This window comes from Nocardia sp. NPDC059691 (assembly GCF_042733915.1).
GTDB classification, from domain to species: Bacteria; Actinomycetota; Actinomycetes; order Mycobacteriales; family Mycobacteriaceae; genus Nocardia; species Nocardia sichangensis.
Genome location: NZ_JBHWFB010000009.1, coordinates 159,318 through 181,917, shown reverse-complemented (window position 1 = coordinate 181,917; position 22,600 = coordinate 159,318). Strand labels below are relative to the sequence as shown.

The 22,600-nt window shown below is 65.6% G+C and carries 20 protein-coding genes, 1 tRNA gene and 1 pseudogene; 6 read left to right on the top strand and 16 right to left on the bottom strand.

What is annotated here, in order from left to right:
* Positions 1-3: 3 nt before the first annotated feature.
* From ACFV2O_RS21170 to ACFV2O_RS21145, 6 genes are all read right to left on the bottom strand, one after another.
* The gene (locus tag ACFV2O_RS21170) at positions 4-825 is read right to left on the bottom strand and encodes a DUF1206 domain-containing protein (RefSeq protein WP_379253260.1); all 822 of its coding nucleotides are present in this window, start codon (positions 823-825) and stop codon (positions 4-6) included.
* Between the two features lie 202 nt (positions 826-1,027).
* On the bottom strand, positions 1,028-2,065 hold the full coding sequence (locus ACFV2O_RS21165; protein WP_379253259.1) for a 2-hydroxyacid dehydrogenase: 1,038 nt from the start codon (positions 2,063-2,065) through the stop codon (positions 1,028-1,030).
* Complete coding sequence (locus ACFV2O_RS21160) at positions 2,062-3,243, bottom strand: pyridoxal phosphate-dependent aminotransferase (RefSeq protein WP_379253258.1); 1,182 nt, start codon at positions 3,241-3,243, stop codon at positions 2,062-2,064. The genes ACFV2O_RS21165 and ACFV2O_RS21160 overlap by 4 nt, the downstream gene beginning before the upstream one ends.
* Before the next feature lie 79 nt (positions 3,244-3,322).
* On the bottom strand, positions 3,323-4,750 hold the full coding sequence (locus ACFV2O_RS21155; RefSeq protein ID WP_379253257.1) for an MFS transporter: 1,428 nt from the start codon (positions 4,748-4,750) through the stop codon (positions 3,323-3,325).
* A 111-nt stretch (positions 4,751-4,861) separates the two neighbouring features.
* Complete coding sequence (locus ACFV2O_RS21150) at positions 4,862-6,652, bottom strand: choline/carnitine O-acyltransferase (RefSeq protein ID WP_379253256.1); 1,791 nt, start codon at positions 6,650-6,652, stop codon at positions 4,862-4,864.
* Positions 6,653-6,883: 231 nt separating this feature from the next.
* Positions 6,884-7,453 (bottom strand): CGNR zinc finger domain-containing protein, encoded by a 570-nt coding sequence (locus ACFV2O_RS21145; RefSeq protein WP_379253255.1) that lies wholly within the window; start codon positions 7,451-7,453, stop codon positions 6,884-6,886.
* 103 nt (positions 7,454-7,556) lie between these two features.
* Here ACFV2O_RS21145 and ACFV2O_RS21140 point away from each other — a divergent pair, with 103 nt between their 5' ends.
* Positions 7,557-8,759 carry an epoxide hydrolase family protein gene (locus ACFV2O_RS21140; protein WP_379253254.1) on the top strand — a complete coding sequence of 401 codons (1,203 nt, stop codon included), beginning with the start codon at positions 7,557-7,559 and terminating at the stop codon, positions 8,757-8,759.
* A gap of 168 nt (positions 8,760-8,927) precedes the next feature.
* On the opposite strand, the gene ACFV2O_RS21135 is transcribed toward ACFV2O_RS21140, so the two are convergent.
* The 3 genes from ACFV2O_RS21135 to ACFV2O_RS21125 all read right to left on the bottom strand — a co-directional run bounded on the left by ACFV2O_RS21135 (position 8,928) and on the right by ACFV2O_RS21125 (position 12,299).
* Positions 8,928-10,106, bottom strand: coding sequence for a cytochrome P450 (locus ACFV2O_RS21135; RefSeq protein WP_379253253.1), 1,179 nt, complete (start codon positions 10,104-10,106; stop codon positions 8,928-8,930).
* Between the two features lie 234 nt (positions 10,107-10,340).
* The gene (locus tag ACFV2O_RS21130) at positions 10,341-10,925 is read right to left on the bottom strand and encodes a GNAT family N-acetyltransferase (RefSeq protein ID WP_379253252.1); all 585 of its coding nucleotides are present in this window, start codon (positions 10,923-10,925) and stop codon (positions 10,341-10,343) included.
* 231 nt (positions 10,926-11,156) lie between these two features.
* Complete coding sequence (locus tag ACFV2O_RS21125; protein ID WP_379253251.1) at positions 11,157-12,299, bottom strand: FAD-dependent monooxygenase; 1,143 nt, start codon at positions 12,297-12,299, stop codon at positions 11,157-11,159.
* Here ACFV2O_RS21125 and ACFV2O_RS21120 point away from each other — a divergent pair.
* From ACFV2O_RS21120 to ACFV2O_RS21100, 5 genes are all read left to right on the top strand, one after another.
* Positions 12,231-12,611, top strand: coding sequence for a Tn3 family transposase (locus ACFV2O_RS21120; RefSeq protein WP_379253250.1), 381 nt, complete (start codon positions 12,231-12,233; stop codon positions 12,609-12,611). The two genes, ACFV2O_RS21125 and ACFV2O_RS21120, sit on opposite strands and share 69 nt — an antisense overlap.
* 405 nt (positions 12,612-13,016) lie before the next feature.
* Complete coding sequence (locus tag ACFV2O_RS21115) at positions 13,017-13,646, top strand: glyoxalase (protein WP_355079476.1); 630 nt, start codon at positions 13,017-13,019, stop codon at positions 13,644-13,646.
* 41 nt (positions 13,647-13,687) lie between these two features.
* Positions 13,688-14,122 (top strand): YdeI/OmpD-associated family protein, encoded by a 435-nt coding sequence (locus ACFV2O_RS21110; protein WP_379253249.1) that lies wholly within the window; start codon positions 13,688-13,690, stop codon positions 14,120-14,122.
* Positions 14,123-14,647: 525 nt separating this feature from the next.
* A complete protein-coding gene (locus ACFV2O_RS21105; RefSeq protein ID WP_379253248.1) occupies positions 14,648-14,842 on the top strand; it encodes a hypothetical protein in 195 nt (64 codons plus the stop codon).
* Positions 14,843-15,213: 371 nt separating this feature from the next.
* Positions 15,214-15,807: a hypothetical protein gene (locus ACFV2O_RS21100; protein WP_379253247.1), complete on the top strand. Its 594-nt coding sequence runs from the start codon at positions 15,214-15,216 to the stop codon at positions 15,805-15,807.
* 174 nt (positions 15,808-15,981) lie between these two features.
* Here the strand turns inward: ACFV2O_RS21100 and ACFV2O_RS21095 are convergent.
* The 7 genes and pseudogenes from ACFV2O_RS21095 to ACFV2O_RS21065 all read right to left on the bottom strand — a co-directional run bounded on the left by ACFV2O_RS21095 (position 15,982) and on the right by ACFV2O_RS21065 (position 22,120).
* Positions 15,982-16,054: transfer RNA gene (locus ACFV2O_RS21095), tRNA-Ala, on the bottom strand.
* A gap of 650 nt (positions 16,055-16,704) precedes the next feature.
* Complete coding sequence (locus tag ACFV2O_RS21090; protein ID WP_379253383.1) at positions 16,705-17,406, bottom strand: DsbA family protein; 702 nt, start codon at positions 17,404-17,406, stop codon at positions 16,705-16,707.
* A gap of 929 nt (positions 17,407-18,335) precedes the next feature.
* Positions 18,336-19,515, bottom strand: a pseudogene (locus ACFV2O_RS21085) (MFS transporter); the annotation flags it as partial.
* Positions 19,505-21,148: a phosphoglucomutase (alpha-D-glucose-1,6-bisphosphate-dependent) gene (gene pgm / locus ACFV2O_RS21080; RefSeq protein ID WP_355077830.1), complete on the bottom strand. Its 1,644-nt coding sequence runs from the start codon at positions 21,146-21,148 to the stop codon at positions 19,505-19,507. The pseudogene ACFV2O_RS21085 and the gene pgm, both read right to left, overlap by 11 nt.
* 47 nt (positions 21,149-21,195) lie before the next feature.
* Positions 21,196-21,495 carry a hypothetical protein gene (locus tag ACFV2O_RS21075; protein ID WP_364431692.1) on the bottom strand — a complete coding sequence of 100 codons (300 nt, stop codon included), beginning with the start codon at positions 21,493-21,495 and terminating at the stop codon, positions 21,196-21,198.
* Positions 21,492-21,854, bottom strand: a complete 363-nt coding sequence (locus ACFV2O_RS21070; protein ID WP_355077832.1) for a DUF190 domain-containing protein — start codon at positions 21,852-21,854, stop codon at positions 21,492-21,494. Before ACFV2O_RS21070 ends, ACFV2O_RS21075 begins: the two co-directional genes overlap by 4 nt.
* Before the next feature lie 92 nt (positions 21,855-21,946).
* The gene (locus tag ACFV2O_RS21065; RefSeq protein ID WP_379253246.1) at positions 21,947-22,120 is read right to left on the bottom strand and encodes a hypothetical protein; all 174 of its coding nucleotides are present in this window, start codon (positions 22,118-22,120) and stop codon (positions 21,947-21,949) included.
* Between the last annotated feature and the right edge of the window lie 480 nt (positions 22,121-22,600).

The window sequence follows — 22,600 nt, the reverse complement described above, 5'->3', positions numbered from 1 at the left end:
GCGCTACATCTTGGCGCTGCGGGCCATGACGAAGCTGTAGAGCCCGTAGGTGATGATGCCCAGCCCGGCGACCAGGAGCAGGGCCACGCCGAAAGGTTGCGCGCCGAGCGTCTTCATCGCTCCGTCCAGTCCGGCGGACTTGTTCGGATCGGATTCGGTCGCGGCGAGGATCACCAGCACGCCGACCGCGGCGACGGCCAGCCCCTTCGCGATGTAGCCCACCGTGCCGAGCCGCCGCACGAAAGCGCTCGGGTGTCCGCTCAGATCATCGAGAAAGTTCTGCGTGGCGCCTTTGTGCACGTGGTAGCCGCCGACCGCGATGATGACCAGCCCGCCCACGACAAGAGCGATCGTCCCCGCCGTGTTCTGCATCAGGCGTGCCGTGAGCCCCACACTCTGGCTGCTGCTCGGTTGCCCGCTGCCTCTGGCAAAACGGAACGCGGTCACGGCGAACGCGAGATAGACAGCGCACAGCGAGAGCGCTTTGACCCGATCGAAGACTTGGGACTTCCAGCTGTCGGCGCCCGGCTTCGACGCGCTGCCGAAAACCGCCTCCGCCAGCCGCCACAGCGCCATCACCACGAACGCGACCACACCAACCCACAGAGTGAACACCCCGCCCGGCTTATCGGCCAGTTCGGCCATCGCCCCGGACTGATCGGCGTTCCCCCCGCCACCGAACGCCAGCCGGATGGCGATGTAGCCGATCAGCAGATGCACGAGGCCGGACATGACGTAGCCCGCGCGGGCGAATCGCGCGAACACGCTGTTCCGGGCGACGCGACCGGCGGTGCCGGAAAGACCGGTGTGAGTCGTGTGAGTCATGCTGCTCCTCCGTCCCAGGTAGTACGACGGAGACCGCCGCAGGACACCGACCGGATACCCAAGTCCGTGGAGAAAGCACCTGTCCATCGCGGCGGCAGGATGCCCCGCGGTGCGCGCTTCGCGCGACAGCCACCCGAGTGCAAGGGGCGGGGTGTGCCGCAACACGTCGGTGATCGATCCGTCCGACGGCTGTGCCGACGTCCTAGCGGCGGTGGCGCACTGGCAGCCAACGGGCATGATCGCGGAAGCCAGGATTCACAACTCGTGGGTCTTCCCCTGTTTCGAGGATGTTCTCGACCGACTCGGCATTAGCCGCGAGCATCGCGCGGTAGGACTCCTCGGTAGCGCCGGCCGCGTGCGGCGTGACGAGAAGCTTGTCGTTGCCCAACGCGATCAGCCCGAAGGGATCGTTCTGGTCGGAGGGCGCGGGCACGACGTAGTAGCCGTCCATGGCAGCGGCCGCGAGGCGACCGTCGAGCAACGCGGTTCGCAACGGCGCCGGATCTACGAGCTCCGCTTCGGAAGTGTTGATCAGAATCGCGCCGGGCTTGACGGCAGCGAGTTGTGCTTCGCCGATCATCCGGGCTGTCTGCGGGCCGTATGGAGCATGGAGACTGATGACATCGGACTCGGCGAGCAGCTCGGGTAGCTCGACCCGGCGAGCGGCGATGTCTCCTTCCAGTTCCCGTTTGGCTGTTCGACTCACGTAGACCACTCGCATCCCGAACCCGCCGACCGCCATCCGGGCAACGATGGTGCCGATGGTCCCCATTCCCACAATGCCCAGCGTCTTCCCATAAAGGTCGCGTGCCCGGGTCTCGGGCCATCGACCGGCCTTCGTTTCCATCGTCAGGTCTGTGATCCCGCGCCAGGCATCGAGCATGAGACCGATCGCGAATTCCGCGACCGCGCGTGCGTTGGCTCCGGGCGCGTTGGTCACCGCGATTCCCGCCGCGGTCGCTGCCGCGGTATCGATGTACGCGTGATACCCGACACCCATGAACGCTATGACTTTGAGGTCGTCGGCAGTGGACAACGCGGCAGCGGTCGCACGCTCTACACCACCGAGAATGTATGCGTCCTTGCCCAGCAGAGCGCGCGCCAATTCGACTTCGGACAGGTCGTGACGGCAGACTTCTACCTCGATATTCCGCTGACGGAGCCATTCGATCTCGGCTGCCTTCAATTCAGCCCCGGTGAGCAAGGCGCGATAACGGCTCGATCGACCGCGCACGGTCATGCGTCCTTCGCGGCGAGCCGGACTGCGGTGTCTCGCAGCAACTGCGCACCCTCCGACATCAGTTGCGGATCGCGAGCCAAGGCGACGCGGACGAACTTTCTCCCGCGCTCCGGCTGATTCCAGAAGAAGTTCGTTCCGGGTAGCACGTGCACTCCCTCCCAGATCGCCTCATGGACGAAATTCTCACACTCGAGTCCCTCGGGGAGCCGGAGCCAGTCCACCGAGACGGGCGATCGCGATTCGGTGACGAATTCCAATCCCCCGTCCGCGAGAATCGAGCGGAGGATAGCCCGATTTTCCAGCACGGAAGGAAGGATGCTGTGTTCGATGCCATGCTTCGAACTGTCCTCGATGAATTCTGTCAGCACCCGGAGATGGAAAGGAGAGACACTCTGCAACAGATCGTCGTGCAGTCGGTACATGTCTGCGTACATATCCGGACTACATACCGTCAATCCGACTTTCATCTCGCTGGTGGACCAGGTCTTGCCCGTGTCTTCGAGCACAATATAGGAGACTCCCGATTCCTCCAGGACCTCGTACTGCGACCAACCGTTCGGCAGAGGTGAGAAGAATCGAAAAGACGAGTCCAGAACCAGGGTGCAACGACGGTCGACGCAACACTGAACCAACGTTCTGAACCCCGGTTCGGACAGCGTCCATCCGGTGGGGTTGTTCGGCGAAACCAGCCAGACCACCGCAGGATCGAGCCGAGCCATCGCCGCAGGCAGGTCTTCGACGGTGCAATCCTGTTCCAGCAGCGGCACGAGCTCGACATTCTCGCGGCGCAAGATCGAGGAGATATTGTCGAACACCGGCTCGATCAAGGCGACTCGCTTTCCCGCGCGAGCGCAGTGGCTTACCACCATTGTTATCGCGGATGAGGCGGAATACGACAGCATATATCTGGATGCATCCTGATGCATCGGCTCGCCGGCCAGGCGCAGAAAAGCGGTGAGGAATGCCTCTTCCAGCTCGGACTGCGATTGATTTCGCGCCTCGTGGAACAGCTCTGGAAATCGTCCGACAATTTCGACCTGGGAGGGCGTCAGCGGTTGACGGCAATGCGCATCGGATAGGTTTACGGCGCGATCGAGACTACGTCTCTCGTAGGTGGTGCTGGTTGTGCGCCCGAGCGGATTCGGATGATTCGAACTGTGCGTACGGATAAGTGTCACGGTTGGTCGACCTCCCAAATACTAGTTGCATGCTGATGCGATAGCCGGGCAGCCACAGCAGTTGACGAAACCGCGGAGTTCAAGCGGGTGGCCGGCTCCACGGTGAGCCTTTTCGCTGAGGAGATGAAGGAGTTTCGGTCCAAGGCGTCGGGAATTGTTGTATTCCGGTTCGACCGGGGTCGGCAGCCTCGGAATCCATTGACGATACGGCTGAGGATTCGGTTCCGTTGCGATGTCCGGCAGCCGGCTGTTTCACCTTCTTCTCGAAGGCGTAAATTCCACCGAGTCGGACGTCGAGTGAACCATCGGCATTTCGAGCAAGGGTGATCTGCGCGATATCCAGTATCCGCCTGGTCGCGGTGACGAGGAATGCTCGATTCACTTGGCCGGGCGCCCCGGGAATGGGGCCGGCGCGAGCCGCGATTCGGCCCAGCCCGATTCCGGCGCCGATACCGATCGTGGCTGCGGCCAGGATGCCTCCTGACGAACCGGCGAAGTCGACGGACTGACTCGCCCCGATACTTCCCATGGCTACGCCGACCCACATCAGACTGAAATGAAAGCCGAGGGCCTCTCCGAGTGCGTCCTCAGAAGCAGCAGCACTCATCCGATCGGTACAGGCCGGGAAAACAGCACCGGCCAGCACGCCGACCGCGAAAACGGCTAGGGCCAGCGAAACCGGCCCGATCGCGAGGGCGCAGAGCGACACTCCGATTCCGAGTCCGACCAGCAGAACGTAGGGCGAGATGGTTCTGGAGATCGCGCCGTACCCGTACCCACCGGCCACCGCACCGGCTGCGCCGATGGCCAGCACCAGTCCGATCGCATGCTTGGCATGGAAGTCGTGCATGGCCGTGATGACACTCAGTTCCTCCGCACACAGGACGGCGGCGGCTGCGGCGTATCCGACACATGCTGTCACGAAGCCGGTCTGCAACCAGGATCGCCGTGGGACCCGCCGTGACACTTCGCTTGTCTCGGTTCGCAGCGGTGGGTTCTGTCTCAGCAACAGGACACCGCAACCCACGGCCACCAACCGGACCACGAGCAGCACCATCGCCGTGTCCCAGATATTCATCACCGCGACGCCCAGCGGCGGCCCGACCAACAGCGACACATCCGCGGTCACCTCGTACGCGGCGAGCGCGGGCCTCCGCTCGCGTTCGGTCGTGGCGACCGTAATGGCCTGTTTCGCGACATTGATGACCGGTATTTCGAACCATCCCGCCAACGCCGCGAGCAACAGCAACACCGGAAACGGAGCGAATGGCGCGATGAGCCAGCAGATCCCGTTTACCAGGATCGATGGAGCCATGGTTGCGCGCAAGCCGGATCGATCGAGACGCGGGCCGCGCCGCAGCTCGGTTCCGGCCATGCACAGGTAGACCACAGTGCTCAACAAGCCCGCAGCACCGTAGGAAAGGTGCAACGTGTGCCGCACATGCATTACCAACAGCAGGGATTGGGAGTTGAGAACAGTCCGGAACAGCAGACTGATCAGCACCATATTGCATACTGTCCGATTTGTCAGAAGCTCTCGGTAGGCTTTCACTCCCACTCACTTTCGGGTGGAATATCTACTCCTGGCTATCGGACGAGCAGTCATCGATACGCAAAGCTAGCCGACGGATGTCGTCTCGAGCAGGGCGCACAACTCCGGGACGGCGACAGAGATGGCGCTTGCGAATTCGAGCATGTGTTGTTCGATGCCCTTGTAACCGCTCAGGTGTACACCGAAGCTGCCGGCCTGCAGGATATAGCCGATCCCGATGCAATCGGCGGTCGGCGGCCCGAAACCGAAGAACCGAACATTGACCGACGACACAGCACTGGTACTGAGATAGTCGTCACGCAGAATCCGCCAGCCGGGGGATTCATAGATCGCGAGCGGCTTTTCGCCGTGCTGACGCTGAATTCGCTGTAGCTCCACGAGATGCCGTTCGGGAGCACGCCCCGCCTGGCATTCTCTGGTGTTGGCGACGTGTGCCCCCGCCGCGGCACGTAGCGCTTCGGCGCGAGCGGTGTGCGTAGCGGTCGAGTCGTTCATCAATGCCACGAAACGAACGACTTCGGGGGTGACCGCCCGGAGCGCCTCGGTGCGGCCGTGGCGGTAATGCCGCACGGCTACTGATTCGTAGGTGCTGCCGAGGAATCCCCTGGACCGTTGATGAGCCAGTTGGTAAGCCACTTGCACCAACGCATCCGGCGATATTCCGAGACGTTTGGCCGTGTCCGAGCCGAAGTCGTCGAATGTCACCACCTCCGTGGCGATCTCGCCCGCCTGTTTGCCGAAGTCGGCGGCGGCTTGCCGGATCTCGTGCCGCAGGTCCTCATCGAAACGGAATTCGATCGGTGATATCTCGGGCGCTCGGCCGGGCCGGTCCGCCGAGATGGCTGTCGCATTCGCCAGAATCGCGTCGCAGAAGCCGGCAACCGTGGTTCCGTCCAGGCCGGACTCCTCGATGTTGACGCCCGCGCGACCATCGGCGAACACGATGAATGTCAACGCCTTGTCGTACCAGCGGTTCTCGCCGTCACCATACAGGAGCGCGTTACAGGCCGAGCGTTCGTCTCGGGGTGCGAAGTCCTCGAGCGCGACGCAGAACAGTGCCGTCTCGATCGTCTCGAGCGCGGCGGCGTTGTCCGGATCTTCGAGGAGAGCCTGGCGGGCCCTCGCCCATGCCGCGCGCGGTTGTGTTGTCAGCGCTCCCGGCGACGGCTCCGCGGCCGGATCGGCTCCCCTGATCGCATCCAGCCCGGCGATCAGGTCCTCGATGCGATGTGGGGTACCGTCCGCTGCGAGGACATCCATTCGGAACGCTTGACGACGGAAATGGACGACGATGTGCCGGACCGTTGACGAGCCTGGTTCTCCGGCGCTGTGAGCGGAGCGCACTGCGTCGAATTCGATTCCGGGGATTCTGGTGGTGGAGAACAGACACCTGTTCTGGTGCATGGACACCGGACGGCCGCGAAGAATCACGGGCGAAATCATCTCGGCGTCGAGTTCCAGTTTGTACGCGGTGGCGCGCGCGATCAGTTCGGCGGCGCGTTCGAGTTGACCGTGCTCCGAGTCCGTGAGCAAGAAGAAGGAATTCGCACTGAGCGCGATACTGTCGCGGTAGCCGAGATGGCGAGATGTCCAAAAGGCGTCGAGCCAACTGTGGACGCCCGGCGTCCGATCGAATCGCTCGATCTCGGCCTGCCACGTCCGGGCCGGACTGTCCAACGCAAGGAATTGATCCACGGCCGCTGTCGTGACCATCAGTTCCTCGTCGGTCAACAACGGCGAACACCGCTCGAGAAACCGTTCGCACGTTTCCTCCAGCGTCGGGATGGGGAGTCGCGGCAATTCGTCGTCGTAATCGAATGTGCTGCCGGACATCTCGCCGACGGGTTTCTCGCTCACCGTCAGAGTGTCTCATCGCCACCGCAACGACTGGCTCCAGTGGTGGGAATGCCGGGCGCGGCCATTCTGGCGCAGTACCGAACCATAAACTATGATTCGAGATTCGAAGTCACCGGCATGGGACGCCAGGATGTAGCGGAGGTGCTCCACTCGGCCGGAGACGGTGCGAAACCGGCCCGCACCGCGCCGGAGACCCGCTCCCGATTCAAGTCATACTATGGCTGACTGCAGTCAGCCTTGGGTGTTCTTGCGCTGGTTGGCATTGAAGCGCGCCTTCTTCTGACGATTCCCGCACGTGTTCATGTCACACCATTTGCGGGTGCGGCTTTGGCTGGTGTCGAAGAAGGCCGCTCGGCAGGTCGGCGAGGCGCACAAGGCCAGTCTTCCGTCCCGTTCGCCCGCGATGATGCTGATCGCATCGGCGGCGATCACGCCTAGGGCATCTTCTACGCAGGAAGCGGAGCTGAGTCGCCATCGACGACTGCCCTCGGATGTCAGAACGGCCGCCGCCCGACCCCGAATGCTGCTGTCGTTGATGACTTGGACAGCAGGTGCGGGAAGAGCGTCTCCGAGCGCGGCCGCTGTCGCGACGGCGTGAATCGATTCCCGCAGTTCCCAGGCGAGTTCCAGCTGGGCGGTAGTGCAGGAGTCCACGGCCAGGCCGTACACGACCAGCCAGTCGACGAGTCGCTGCGGCGTGGGAATGCGTTCCACACGGTCGCCATGGCGCTCGGACAGCGTCCCCGTGAAGCTGGTCGCTAGCACGTTACCGAGGCGAAAGTCAGGGAGCCCAGCAGGCATGGAACCACCTTAGCTGGTTGCCGGCTGACGCGAAGCCATGCTAGAACCGTCTTAGCCGGTTCTCGATAGGCCGAAGCCGGTTCCGCGATGAACAGGAGGTCTCATGCCCGCACTTGGCCACCTCGATCCGGTCTTCACGCCCGATCCCGTCGACGTGCAAGCATTCGAAGCCCACGCGACCGACGCCGTCCTCGACGATCTACGTGCGCGACTGGCCACAGCGCGGCTACCGGAGGCCGAGACGGTCTATCGCGCCGCCCCCGGCCCTCGGAGATGGGAACAGGGCGTTCCGCTCGCCGACCTCGTCGACGTCGTGAACTACTGGCGCACCGGGTACGACTGGCGGTCGTTCGAAGCGCGCCTCAACCGGATCGGCCAGTTCCGCACGACCATCGACGATCTGGGAATCCACTTCCTGCACCGCCGATCCGAGCGCGCAGATGCCACTCCCCTGATCTTGACGCACGGCTGGCCGGGCAGCATTGCCGAATTCATCGATGTAGTAGATGAGCTGGCAGATCCGAAAGACGCGGACACGCCTGCGTTCCACGTCGTGGCCCCGTCGCTACCAGGCTTTGGTTATAGCGACAAGCCGGCCACCACGGGGTGGGGAACCGAAAAGATCGCGGCCGCGTGGGTGCAACTCATGGACAGGCTCGGCTACAGCAACTTCGTAGCCCACGGCGGCGACTGGGGAGGTGTGATCACCACGGTCCTCGGCGGCAGGTTCCCGGCGCACGTTCTCGGCATCCACACAACGACCGCGCAGGCACCGCCCGGGTTGACAACGGAAGGACTGACGGCGACCGAGCGCGAATGGGCGGAGGAAACCCGCGATTTCTGGCGCCACCACGCGGCGTACGCGAAGCAGCAGGCGACCCGACCGCAGACCATCGGCTACTCGCTCGTCGACTCACCGGTCGGGCTTCTCGCCTGGATCCTCGACAAGTTCGCCGAGTGGACAGATACCGAAGACAGTCCGTTCGAGACGATTTCCAGAGACCGCGTTCTCGACGACGTCACCCTGTATTGGCTGACGCGGACCGGCGCATCGTCGGCCCGCATCTACTACGAGAGCCACGACTCGCTCGACCCCGAACTTCGGGTCGACGTCCCGTCGGCGATCACCGTGTATCCCCGCGACATCGAGAAGTGCCCGCGCCCCTGGGCACAGGAGCGGTACCGACAGATCGTCCGATGGAACTCGCCCGAAGCCGGGGGACATTTCCCCTCACTCGAGGTTCCCGAGTATTTCGTCAAGGACCTACAAGAAGGCCTCGCAGCAGTGCTGGACGCCAATCGGTGAACGCGACTGGGATGCCGAGCGCGCGCGATCCGCCAGCCGAGCGCGCCCGGGCCGGCGGAGATCTCGTAGCGTTGGTCGAGCCATCCAGCCGGTAGCGGAATCATCCGTATTGAGCGGGGTCCCAGGTACGGGTCGGCTTGTTGGTGATGATGAACAGCAATGCCTTGATCATGATGTCACCTCCTTCCTGGGGCTCGGTCGGGCGTGGACGGGGCTTGTGGGGGTACGCAGCAGGGTGAACGGCCTGGGGGTCGCGGCATTGGTCACGATCGGGCGGGTATCACCGCCGCTGATGACGCGCATAGCGGTGTTCTCGATGAGGGCGGTGGCTGCGTCGGTGACCAGATCGCGGGCGACCGCGGCGCCTGCGCAGGTGAAGGGGCCGGAACTGAAGGGCACAAATGGGCCGTGCTCGCTCCGTCGAATCCAGCGGTCGGGTTGGAATGCCCCTGGTCTGGTCCAGTGTTTGTCGTCGTGATGGAGCAGATAGGGGCTGACGGACAGCAGGTCGCCGGTCTGGAAGGCGATACCCCCGAACTCGGCGGGATAGGGGACGGGACGGCTGACCATCCAGGAGACCGGCCGGTGCCGCAGGGCCTCACGTACCACCCAGTCGACGGGCCAAGGCCATGGTGCGCCGGGAGAGTGGAGACTGCCCAGCAGCACCGACCACGCGAGCGAGTAGCCCAGTGGTCCCACAATGGACCGGAACATCAGCACATACAGCTGCGCCACCGTTGTATCGGCGACGCCGTCGGGACAGGCACCGATCACGGCATCGAGCAGATCCCGTGGTTCGGCTTCCGCACTGCGGCCGGTGGCGCTGCGCCGGTCCCGGATCTGCTCGTTCAGCGCGGTGGACAACTTGACGCGCAACAGCTGCGCCCGCGCCCGCTGCGCCATTCGGGCCGGGCGAAGCGCGCCCACGCGTGCGTTTCGCTCCAGTGAATGCCGCAACTCGGGAGAACCATCGGGGTGCAGCAACAGGTCCGCGGTGCACCGATACACCAGCTCGACCCCCGCTGCGGGCCAGCGGGTGACGGAGGGCATTTCGGTCACCGCCGCCGCCAGGGACTCGCGATACTTGGGCGTATGCGTCCGCAGAATCGCGCGCACCGCACGGCCGAAATCGACCTGAGCAGACCGCGAAGGCAGCATAGAACCGAAGAAACCGGACTTCTCCGCATTGAACGCGCGGTCACTCAGCACCGTCAGTGCCAGATCCGTATCGCCGACACACCACCCGCCCCACGGCAGCCCGAACACCTCTACCGGGCTGGTCCGGCGCAGATTCTCGAGGAAACCCAACGGATCACGCCGGAACCGGCGCATCTCTGTAAAACCCATCGGACGGTCCTCTCATAGAGAGGGTGAGCGATTCATCAGATTTTTTCGAGCGGATTTATCCACTGGCGGTGCGTACAAACGCAGATCAAGCATAGTCTCGAGTAATTTTGCAAGCGAGGCCGTGGGGGTCGACCATGAGGTGAGTACCCGGCACCACCGGCCTATCGAACACTGTGCCAGCAGTGATATCGGTTCACGATCACCCACGACGGTCGGGCAACCGGCCATCGAGGTCTAACCGATGTGAACTCCATCCGCCTCGGCGAGGGCTCCCGCTGCCACGCGCGCGTACATGAGCATGTCGCGGCGTCGATCGCCGACCTTCTGCCACGATCTGAGGAGCCCTTCGCATTCGAAACCGGCTCTCTCCGCAGTGCGGATCGAAGCGCAGTTCCAAGGTTCCACATAGAGCTGTAGTCGTGGGATATGCAGCTCTTCCAGCGCCCAGGTAGCCATTGCCGCCAGAGCATGCGCTGCGACGCCATGGCCGCGGGCAGAGCGAACCACCCAGTAGCTGAGCGATGCGCGGCCTTCGTCGATGTCCTTCAACCACAGGCCGATGCTTCCCAGTGATGTGTTGTCCCGTCGCCGGACGATCACCATCGGGTATCCGGTTCGATCGGTCGCTGGTTGCCGCTGGCGTTCGACAAACCTCGCCGCGGCCTCGCGCGAGAAGGTCGCAGGCACCGTGTTTATAGGAATCAGGTCGTCGGCAGAAGCTTCCCTCACAAGCTCGAGGTCTGCCGCGGACAACGACCACGGGCGGAGTTCCAATTCTGCGGTGGCTCTCAGATGCGGTATTTGCAGAGCATCGTCCATGGTCGACCTCCCCACAATATGCACAGGATATCGGCCCGGTGTCACCCTTACCACTTCCATTTCCGAGTACCGCATGCACACGCCCACCCCGCAATGCGATGGCCTCGGGCAGGCATCGGCCGGTTCACCGCGCGATAGGTAGTACCGAACTCCCTCGGGCTTGGGTTACAGCGTCAACCTTCCCGGACACGGCACTAGTATTCTCGCTGATTTCTCGCGGCGGGCCTGGAATTACGCGGTTCGCGTTCGCCTGATCCCGGCGAGTGCGGGTGCGAGCCGGGCGGCGGTGTTGCGCAAAGCGATGCCGGTCCGGGTGCCGGGTAGCAGCATGGCGCGGGCGGCGCGGAATCCCTGTTGCTTGGAATCGACCAGGGGTCGGTGGCCGGTTTCGTAGCGGCGCAGTGCGTCGGCTATGTCGGTCGGTGATTGGCTCAATTCCTCGGCGAGCCGGTAGGCGCCGGCGATGGCCAGGGTCGAGCCGTCGCCGAACAACGACACCGCGGCGGCCGCGTCCCCGACCAGTCCGATGCGCCCGGTGGACCAGTGCGGCGCCCGGACCCGGCTCACGGAGTCGAAGTACAGATCTTCGGCGGTGTGTACCTGGTCCAGCAGTTCCGGCAGTCGCCATGAGGCGTCGGGGAATGCTTCGGCGACGAGGTTCTTGTGCTGAGCCAGGTCGCGGTGGTCGTAGCCGGGCACCGCGTCACCGCGGAACATGAACGTAGCGATCGCATGTCCCTTGGTCGGATGTATCGAGACCGCCCGGCCGGGTGTGTTGTAGATGATGACTTCGGTATCGTCACCGAACGGTACGCCGATCGGCAACGTCGCCACATACATTCCGGCATGGCGCACGAACTGCTGTTCCGGCCCGAAGGCCAGCCGCCGCACGGCCGAGTGCAGACCGTCGGCGCCGATCACCGCATCGAACCGTGCGGGTGGAGCGCCAGCGAAACCGACATCGACGCCCGCCGCATCCTGGGACAAGTCGGTGATCGTGTCGCCCCAGAGGAATTCGACGCGGTCGCGGGCGGCGTCGAGCAGGATCGAGGCGAGGTCGGCGCGCGGCACCTCGACCTCCCGCTCGCCTGCGCCGCCCTGGAACATGCGCAGCGGAACACCGGCCACCCGCCGGCCTGCCGCATCGACGAACGTCATCCGGTCCACCGCGGAGGCGACCTCCCGCAGCCGTGGCATCACGCCCATCTTCTCGACCACCTCGACCGCCGGCCCCTTCACGTCGACGGGATTGCCACTGGAGCGCTCCGTTGCGGCCCGCTCGACAACCGTCACGTCGAATCCCTTGTGGGCCAGCCAGTATGCAGCCGTCGCGCCGCCGACGCCCGCGCCGGAGATCAGCACTTTCTTGTCCATGTCGCACACCCTTCGAATAACTGGACGATTTTCGTCCATTCCGAAGAGCAGGAGAAACTGATCAAGCTCAACACCCTGCTGGCCGATCTGGTCTTCTTCCACAACGCCCTGGACATCATGGACGTCGTCCGCGACCTGGTCGCCGAGGGCTGGACCGTCACCGCCGACCAGCTCGCCGCCCTGTCGCCGTATGTACGTGCCCGCATCAGTCGCTTCGGCGCCTACGCCACCGACGAACTCACCCACCAACCCGACCCATTCGACCCGGCGCTCACCGAGGTCGACTTCACCACCCTCGGCCTCGCTGCCTGACACAGCCCGGTCGAAGTTCGAGAGGGACTATGGATCTAACGGTACCTCTCTGCTCATCGAGGCTTGACACAGAGAGGAGCTGTTAGCGAGATAGACCCAAGGGGCCAGTTGGAACTCCCCACTGGCGGCCAGTTACCGGAGGAGCATCTGTCCGTAAGCGGTTTTCTGTCAGCCGACCATTCGCGGCTGGGTTGAACACCGCTCGGGCAGTTGCCTTCCAGGCTGCGGATATAGTCATTCTAATTGAGCAGTAGCCGATGACCGCGCACACCCCGAAGGTCTTCTGCTCGGTCATGGGGACAGGGCCGCCGCGGTCCACCAACGAACCACCTACTGGATTCTCCGTGGTGGGTTCCGTGGTCGGCACGGATGGCACCGGGGTGGCCCGTTCCTATCGTTATAGACATGGAAATCACCACGAAGACCAGCACCGACATCACCATCGAACTCGAAGTGGCCGACCCCCGAGCCGCCGCCGCGATCTACGAGTCCGCCTTCGGGCTCGGTGACCGGATCGGGTTCCGCGCCTCGCAGACACCCAGCACCGGATTCCGCGGATTCCTGCTGTCGCTGGTCGTCTCCCAGCCCTCCGCGGTCGACAGCCTCGTCATCACCGCCCTCACAGCCGGGTTCACCATCGTCAAACCGGCCAAGAAGAGCCTGTGGGGATACGGCGCGGTCCTGCAAGCACCCGAAGGCACGATCTGGAAGGTCGACACCTCCAACAAGAAGGACGTCGGGCCGTTCACTCGCGAGATCGACAACCTGGTATTGCTGCTCGGCGTGGCAGATGTCAAGGCCAGCAAGCAGTTCTACGTCGATCGCGGGTTCACGGTCGCGAAGAGCTTCGGCGGCAAGTACGCCGAGTTCGCCAACCCGGGTTCGCCGGTGACCCTGGCGATGTATCCGCGCAAGGCCGCCGCCAAGGACGCCGGGATGTCGCCGGAAGGCAGCGGATCGCACCGCATCGTGATGGACAGCGGCATTGGTTCGTTCACCGACCCGGACGGGTTCATGTGGGAAGCCACGGCCTGAGCCCACAAGTCGACCAGCGGCAGAACAGCAGGAGAAGGCTCATGAAGTTTCGGACCCACGTCGAACCGCCCGAGCCCATGCGTGGCCTGGAAGTTCCGCCCGAGGTGGTGGCCGCGCTCGGCGAGGGCGCGCGGCCACCGGTGAGGATCACGATCAACGGGCATTCCTGGAAGAGCCGGGTCGCCCTCATGCGCGGCCGCTACCTGCTCGGCCTCAGCAACGCCAACCGGCAGGCCGCGGGTGTCGAGATCGGCGAGGAAATCGAGGTCGAGGTCGAACTCGACACCCAGCCTCGTGTCGTCGTCGAACCGCCGGACTTCGCCGAAGCTCTGGACGCCGACCCCGTCGCCCGCGCCGCGTACGACGACCTTGCCTACAGCCGCAAGCGCGAGCACGTGCACGCCATCGAGAGCGCGAAGAAGCCCGACACGCGTCAACGGCGCATCGAGAAGGCCATCGCCACCTTGCAGGGCTGAAATTCGCTAGCGATACTCCGCCGACTGGCTACACGGGTCAGAGGAACGCCACCAGTGCCAGTAACTGAATCCGCTTCCGACCCGACGGCACCCAACACCCGCACCGATCCGAACACACTGAAATACCGCGACGCGCATCTCCGCCTGCTCACGCGCCCCTCGGATGCCAGGCTCGGGAACCAAGGCAGGGTCGCCGATCCACGGGCGCGCTGTTTGCTAATTCATTGCTAACGCAGTTATCCGGCCGGGAGCCGCTTGACCATACTAACTGGCCGTCCTTGGGGAATTCGTGGGCTCTGGCGCACTTTCGATGATCTTGGGCTCACCGATAGTGTCGGGGACAATGGATTGGGCTATAGATCCTGTCCGTGGTAGTCGATGGCGCCGCAGATGCTCTGCTTCGGTCGCTGTTCCCGCGTTGGTCGCAGGTCCGCGTCAGCGGTGTGACCGCGTCGCGGATGACGGTTCGATTCGAGGTGGCCGCAGCCTCGCCGATAGCGGTCTGCCCGCTGTGATGTGGCCTCGATGCGGGTTCATAGTCGCTATCGGCGGCGGCTGACCGACCATGCCGTGGGCGGTCGCGCCGTGGAGATCCGAGCCTTCTCACCTGACGTGCACGTCGCGCTCGCCGGATCGGTCGAGCTAGCGATGGAACTCGGCGTGGCTTCGGACGAGATCCTGGATTCCGATGAAAAGGTCGACGCCTACTTCCTCGACTAGCGAGCGGAAGGCCACAGCCGACGCGGCAACCTATCCCTCAACTTGCGTCTGCGCCCAGTCCCGGCCGGGGTGGCGCGTTGGCTTCCGATAGATGAGGGACAGTGGCCAGGCCGTGGCGCAAGACCCGCTTCTGTCGTTCGAGATTCTGGGAGCCACAGCGGCCGAACGCTCGCGCTCGGCCGGGCCAGCCGTAGCGACTCACGCACGGAACTGGAAGGCTCTCAGACACAAGACGATTGCGTTCCCTTCGCGTCGACGGATAGGTCTCAGGGGTGCAGTAGCATTCGCCGAAACTGTCGGATATGGCGCACCTGAAGGACAAGCAATGCCACAACATGATCAGGGGGCACCGACTCGATGGGAACTGGAGCGTGAGTGAGGATCAGCCCGCCATGGCGGGCCTCGGAGAAGTGCTGTCGTGCATCGGGCCGACCTGCGGGGACACCGTCAACTGGAGTGCGGCGGAGAAGATCTACGAAACTGCTTTTCCGGCCGACTATCGGTCCTTCGTTGCAGCCTTCGGCAGCGGCACGATCGAGGAGATGGTCGTCGTCTTCACCCCTGTCGTCTCCTCGGAGGAGGTGCGGATGGTGAAGGTATCGAGGCTCTCGGAGGCAGCGCTCGCGGACAAGGGGGTCAACGAGTGGGCTCCCGCCGACAGGGGCCGATATCGGCTGGAGGACCTGCTCATCTGGGGCGGAACAGCTGCGGCCGACACTCTGTGCTGGATCACCACGGACCAGGACCCGGATCGATGGCCGGTCGCGGTGTACTCCCGCATGAACCACGAGTGGTCGGTGTATCCGTGCGGAATGGCCGAGTTCCTGCTGAAACTCGTGCGCAATGAGTGGCATCCAGGACCGATCAGCGACACCTCGCTCGAGGGCGTAGTGGACCCGCGTTTCCTGCACGACAAGGACGAGGCAGCCGCATACGAGGCGGGGCTCGATCCCTGGGAGTACTGATCCGCACGACCTGCTCAATCCCGCTCGCAGAACTTCGTGTGGTAGCGATGAATGGCGACAGGGCGGTCCGCAGGTGGCACCCATCAAACACAACCAAAACGGGGGTTTAAGGGGGCCAGGACCAGAAAAACGGGTCAGGCCCGGTCTCAGACCGGGCCTGACCTGCTATTTCTGTGGAGCTAAGGGGACTCGAACCCCTGACCCCCACACTGCCAGTGTGGTGCGCTACCAGCTGCGCCATAGCCCCTGGTTGTTGCGCTCCGGGTGTCCCCGCCGCGCTTGAATGAAGTTACACCAACGGTGTGTCGGCAACCAAATCGCCTCGATTCGGGGGTGACAGGAGGCGGCGGTTGAGGTTAGTATCGAACATGTGTTCGAAGTGATTTCGATCGTGAGGGGTGTGGGGAGGTAGGCGGTTGGACGCTCGGGTTGGGCAGAGCAGATGGGGTTGCTGGTTTGTTCGTTCCCGAGTGTCCAGCGGTCGTCCGGTGCGAGTCGGATGTGCGTGAGGGTGTGGGCGGTTGCAGTGCCGGACAGGGATGTGCCGATCGGTCGGCACGTTCGCGGGTCGGGACGAATGCCGCAACAGCCAGCGGTACAGCCGGTCTCGTAAATGGACATGAAGACATCTCGAGGCGCGGTCCAGGACAGGGGGCCGGATCGCGCTGTCGAGTGCGCGGGCCGGGTGGCGGCAGGTGGAGCCGTTGCCCGGCCCCAGGCCAACTGAAAGCTCGGCGATGGCGATCTCGGGGGCTGGGGATGTCGGGTCGCGCCGTCGAGTGGGCCGGGGCGTCGATTTGGTGGAGTCGGCGTTCCGGCCCTTCCGTTCGCCGCGAGACCGCATCGCCTTGCCGAGTCCGTGGCGGATCGGCGCGGAACAGCGCCGGCGTCTGCTGCTCAACGGGTGAGCGAGACCACCCAGTTCTCGTCGTTGGTGTCGACCTTGGTCGTACCGTCGAAGACCGCGGGTGTGGCCGCGGAGCCGCCCAGTGCCGCGCCGAGCGCCGCCGTCTGTGCCATGGCGCTGCTGCGGGCGGACTCGACCTTGGCGCCGGTGGCGATGCATTGCCGCACGGACTCGGCGGCCCCGGCGTCGCCCGCTATAGCGGCGAGTTCCTCGTTGCTCAGGTCGGCGCCGCCTTCGCTGGGGCGCTTGGTAGTGAACAGTTCGGTGTGGAACTTGGAGTAGACCGGGCCCGAACCCGCCTCGGCCACACACTGGTTCGCCGCGACGGCGCGGGTGGAGTAGTCCTTGCTCCGCGAGCGGGCGTCGAGGAAGTTCACCAGGCGATAACGGACCGCCAGCGCGCCCTCATCGATCTGCTGCGCGATCTCTTGACCGTAGATGCGCTCCAAGCTGCCGCAGCCGGGGCACAGCGGGTCCTCGAAAATGTCGATGGTCTTCTTCGCGTCCGGGCGGCCGAGCAGGATCGAACCGTTCTGCTCGAGCACCGAGTGCACCGCCTCGTTCCGCACCGAACCGTAGCCGTCGTTGCGGACGGCCGCGTCGTCCCGCCCCCAGCGAATCGCCGCGATGACGATCACCACGATCAACACGAGAGCGACCGCACCGAGCGCATAGGTGGTCGCACTGGACATCGGCCGGGGTGTGTACTTCGAACGCGATTCGCTCACATTGACACTTTGCCGCAACGAACCGTCATCCCCGCCGCCGGGCCACCGATCAGACCTCCGCTGACCACCCGTGCGCGCCGGACCTGGCCGGCGGCAAACGGCACCGCCACGCGTTCGGTTCTGTCCTCGCATGGGCTTCGGACTTCGATCGCTCGACAGCGGATGGAATGCGACCGCCGTCGCCGACCTTGTACCGGCTCGGCAGCGATGGTTCCGGCGGCCGGGCTTCGGTGCTCAGCGGCGCGGCACTCGTCGCGACCCTGCGAGCTTCGTCTACGTCCCGACCGTGGCGGGTTCGCCGATGACATCGGCCGCTGCGTGGGTGAGAGCTGGGCGACCTGAGCGCGACTGCGCTGGTGACCGCATGTCACCGACCGGACGCTCGCCTCCCAGCGCCTGGCGACGCGACGCGGTCCCGCCTCGACAGGCGCTGTGCCGCAGGTGGCGGCTTCAGCGCCTGCGGCGGGTTCGCCGCACCGGCCGCGGACGTTTGCCACGGGACATCGGTCGCCCCGGGGTGCTCGGGTACGGGGCTCCGTCCGAGTCGACGACCGCCGTACCCGGCGCGGTCCGCGACGGTCCGGTATCGGCCGCCGTACCACGACGGTCACCGCTCACAACCGACGGAGGGCTCCCCGTTCCATCGGTTTCAGCAGCCGTCCCGACGCCATTCGCCGTCGATCGGCGACGACCAGCCACCGCACGGACGTCTTCGACGCCCGCTGTGCGATCACCCGGAAGCTCGGCAGACTCGGCCACCGCCGGCACCGGGCTGTCGGCGACCGGCGCGCCGGACACCTCGTTCAGCGCACGCTCGATACGAGCAGCGCGCCGCTCGGTGTCGTCCGCTCCGCCGGAACGTTCGGACGGGATCTCCGAGGGAACCGAACTTCCCCGCCGCAACGGCTCGGGCACCACAGCCCAGACGAGCGCGGCGACAGCGAGCAAAGCGCCGGTCACACCGAGCGCGAGTTCGTAGGACACCTGCTGCGCCAGGGCGCCCACGGCGACCGGGCCGATGACGGTGCCGAGGTCGGCGGCCATCTGGAAACCGGCGAGCACCGGGCCGCCGCGCGCCTTGGGCCCGATGATGTCGGCGACGGCCGCCTGCTGGGTCGGCGTGAACATGCCGGACCCGAGGCCGGCCAGGAACGAGGTGGCGAGCAGCCACGGGAGGTCGGTCGCCAGGCCGAGCCCCGCCGTTCCCGCCGCACACACCAGCGAGCCGACGATCACGAACGGTTTGCGCCCCCACCGGTCGGACAGCCGCCCCGAGGCGAACAGCACCGTGACGTTCCCCGCGGCGAACACCGTCAACGCGACACCGGCCATACCCGGCGCCTGGTGCAGGACCTCGACGACGAGCAGCGGCACCAACGCCATCCGGACACCGAACACGGCGGCCCCGTTGGCGAAATTCGACAGCAACACCGCCCGGTACTCCGGCCGCGCCAACCCCTCCCGGAAGGACATCATGCGAACACCGCCGACGGGCTCCGGCGCGGCCAGTTCCGAATGCCGCAAGCTCAGGTACACCACCACGCTCACGGCGAGCAACGCGATGGCGTAGATGACGAACGGCCAGCGCAGCCCGAGTCCGGACAACCCGCCACCGACCAGCGGCCCGCTCACCGAGCCGACCAGGAAGCTGGTGGACCACAACCCGGAGACCCGGCCGCGCTGCTCGGGCGGCGAGATGCGGATGACGAGCGCCAGCGACGACACGGTGAACATGGTCGATCCGATGCCGCCGAGCGACCGCAACAGCATGAGCTGCCAATAGCTCTGCGCCAACGCGCTGGCGCCGGTGGACACAGCGACGATCAGCAGCCCGCCGAGATAGACCGAGCGCTCCCCCAGCCGCTGCACCAGCCGTCCGCTGAGCGGCGCGAACAGCAACCGCATCAGCGCGAACGCGGACACGATCGCCGAGGCGGCCGCCACGCCGACGCCGAAGCCGCGCGCGAACTGCGGCAGCACCGGGGCGACCAGACCGAACCCGATGGCGATGACGAACGCGCCCCCGACCAGCACCCAGATCTCGGTGGGCAGGGGCTTGGATCTAACGGTCACCGGACAGCGCCTGCCCCACCAATTCCTCCGCGGCCGTCTGCACCTCGGCGAGGTGCTCCGGACCGTGGAACGATTCCGCGTAGATCTTGTACTTGTCCTCGGTGCCGGACGGGCGAGCGGCGAACCACGCGTTCTCGGTGGTCACCTTGAGACCGCCCAGCGGCGCTCCGTTGCCCCGCGCCCTGGTGAGCACGGCGGTGACCGGCTCCCCGGCGACCTCCTTCGTGGTGATCATGTCCGGAGTCAACTTCGCGAGCAGCTCTTTCTGTTCCGCGGTGGCCGGTGCGTCGATCCGCGCGTAGGCGGGGCTGCCGTAGCGGCGTTCGAGTTCGACGTAGCGCGCCGACGGGCTCTGCCCGGTGACCGCGGCGATCTCGCCCGCGAGCAGGGCGAGCAGGATGCCGTCCTTGTCGGTGGTCCAGACCGTGCCGTCCATCCGCAGGAACGACGCTCCCGCGCTCTCCTCGCCGCCGAAGGCCAGGCTGCCGCTGAACAATCCGGGAACGAAGAACTTGAACCCCACGGGCACCTCGTGCACGTCGCGCCCGAGCACGGAGACCACCCGGTCGATCATCGACGACGTCACCGCGGTCTTGCCGATCTTGGTCAGCGCGTCCCACCCCATCCGGTTGGCGACCAGATATTCGATGGCCACCGCGAGGAAGTGGTTCGGATTCATCAAACCGCCGTCGGGCGTGACGATGCCGTGGCGGTCGGCGTCGGCGTCGTTGCCGGTGGAGATGTCGTAGTCGTCCTTGATCGCGATCAGCGAGGCCATCGCGTAACGGGAGGACGGGTCCATCCGGATCTTGCCGTCGCTGTCGAGCGTCATGAACCGCCAGGTGGGGTCCACGAAGGGATTGACCACTTCGAGCTCGAGGTCGTAGCGCTGGCCGATCTCCTCCCAATAGTCGACGCTGGCGCCGCCCATCGGGTCGGCGCCGAGGCGGATGCCCGCGCCGCGGATCGCGTCCAGGTTCAGCACGTTGGGCAGGTCGTCGATGTAGTGGTCGAGGTAGTCGTAGCGTTCCACGCCGGTGGCCAGCGCGCGCTCCAGCGTGGTGCGCTTGACCCCGGTGAGCCCGTCGCGCAGCAGTTCGTTCGCGCGTGCGGCGATGGCGTCGGTGGCCGTGTTGTCGGCCGGGCCGCCGTGCGGCGGGTTGTATTTGAAGCCGCCGTCGCGGGGCGGGTTGTGCGACGGGGTGACCACGATGCCGTCGGCCTGATGCTTGGCGCCGCCCCGATTGTGGCGCAGCACAGCGTGACTCAGCGCCGGCGTGGGGGTGTAGCGGTCGCGCGCGTCGATCACCGCGGTGACGTCGTTGGCGGCGAGCACCTCCAGCGCTGTGGTCCAGGCGGGCTCGGACAGCGCGTGCGTGTCCCTGGCCAGGTAGACCGGCCCGGTGATGCCGCGGGTGGCGCGATACTCCACGATCGACTGGGTGATAGCGAGGATGTGCGCCTCGTTGAAGGCGCCGTCCAGGCTGGAGCCGCGATGTCCCGATGTGCCGAACGTCACCCGCTGGGCCGGATCGTCCGTATCCGGAACACGGCTGTAGTACGCCGTCACCAGGTGTGCGATGTCTTCCAGATCGGTGGGACGTGCGGCACGCCCGGCTCGATCGTGGGCCATGCTCGGGTCTCCCTTCCGTATCGGCTGCGCCCGGCTCGTCATCAGGATCATGTCCACGACCGCCCGGTCACCGCCGACCCCACGGCCACGTCGTTCATGTCGGCCGCCGGCCGGAACGACTCGCAGCCCTCCATGCTGAACGTGGTCGGCACGGTGCGGAAGCCCGCTTCCGCGGCGGCGAGCGGTCGGTCACCCGCCGGCGCGCCGCTCAGATCGCCGAGCCGCGCCGAACCGACAATGGTAACGGCCGAGGTGCCCGGCGGCATCGGCGAGGCGAAATCCGCTGGTGCCGCGAGGGCTACGGGAGAACCGGCCGGGGCATCGGGCTTGCCGCGGGGTCTGGTCATCGCTCACCTTCCTGCCACTGGTCCACCGGTGCCAATGTGACGTTGACCGAGGTGAACAGTTCGGCGTTCCGCTCGACGAAGGCGCGCAGGCGTTCGAAATCGTCGACCAGCACCAGCATCAGCGGAAGGTGGTCGGCGATATCCAGGATCCGGGTGGTGTGCACATGCGAGGACGCGCCGTATCCCTCGATGCCGCGCCACACGCTGGCGCCCGCCAGGCCGCTGTCCCTGGCCCGGCGCACGATCTCGTGATACAGGGGCGTGTGCCGCCATTTGTCGTCCTCGTCGAGCAGCACGGTGAGCCGTGCCGCGGGCCGCCACCGTCCCGCCGCGGCGGCATCCGCTTGCGAACCACTCATGCCTGCCCCCTTCCGTCGTGCCGTTCCCGTCGATCGCCGAGCCGAACCAGGTACTCACCGTGCCATGCCCGCGCCGGGCTCCGACGCCCCGGCTACGCCACCGCCACCCCCGAGGCGGACGAGCGCGGGAAGTGCCGCGCCCGGTCCGAGGAGTCTACGAACCTCGCGGGTGGGGTGGAGAAGGTGGTGCGACCGCCGGGTGCGCTGATACCGAGAAGGGTGCACAGCAGCCCCTTGGCTACCCACACCGAAGCGGTCGAAATCATCGGGTTTCCGATTGCAAAGCATCCCATGACATCTACCGCGTACGCCGGGTAGAGGACCGCCCACCTCTGCACGAGACCGGATCGAGCACAATGCCGATGGCGTTCAGTAAAGCCCGCCACATCTACTTACCTCGTATTTTGCACGAATAATGGTGATTCGGGAGCGCTTTGCCGTGTGCGGCGGACGAGCACCGCGTGTCGTGCGCGATGCTCGGCGACGCGCTCCGCGATCCGGATCATTGCCGCGGCCCATGGCGGAAGATTCGTCCCCACACCGGAGTAGACCGCCAGGAGTGGCCGATCGGGCAATCGCCGAGCACAGTCCCGCCTCCCCTCCTCGCGATGGCACCGCCGCGCTCGCTGACGAACCCGATCGCCCGGCTCGGACAGCGACGACGGCCGCCGGGCCCCCCCCCCCCGAGCCGGGGGGGGGGGCGGCGGGGGGGGCGCCCCGAGCGGGGGGGGGCCCCCCCGGGAGTG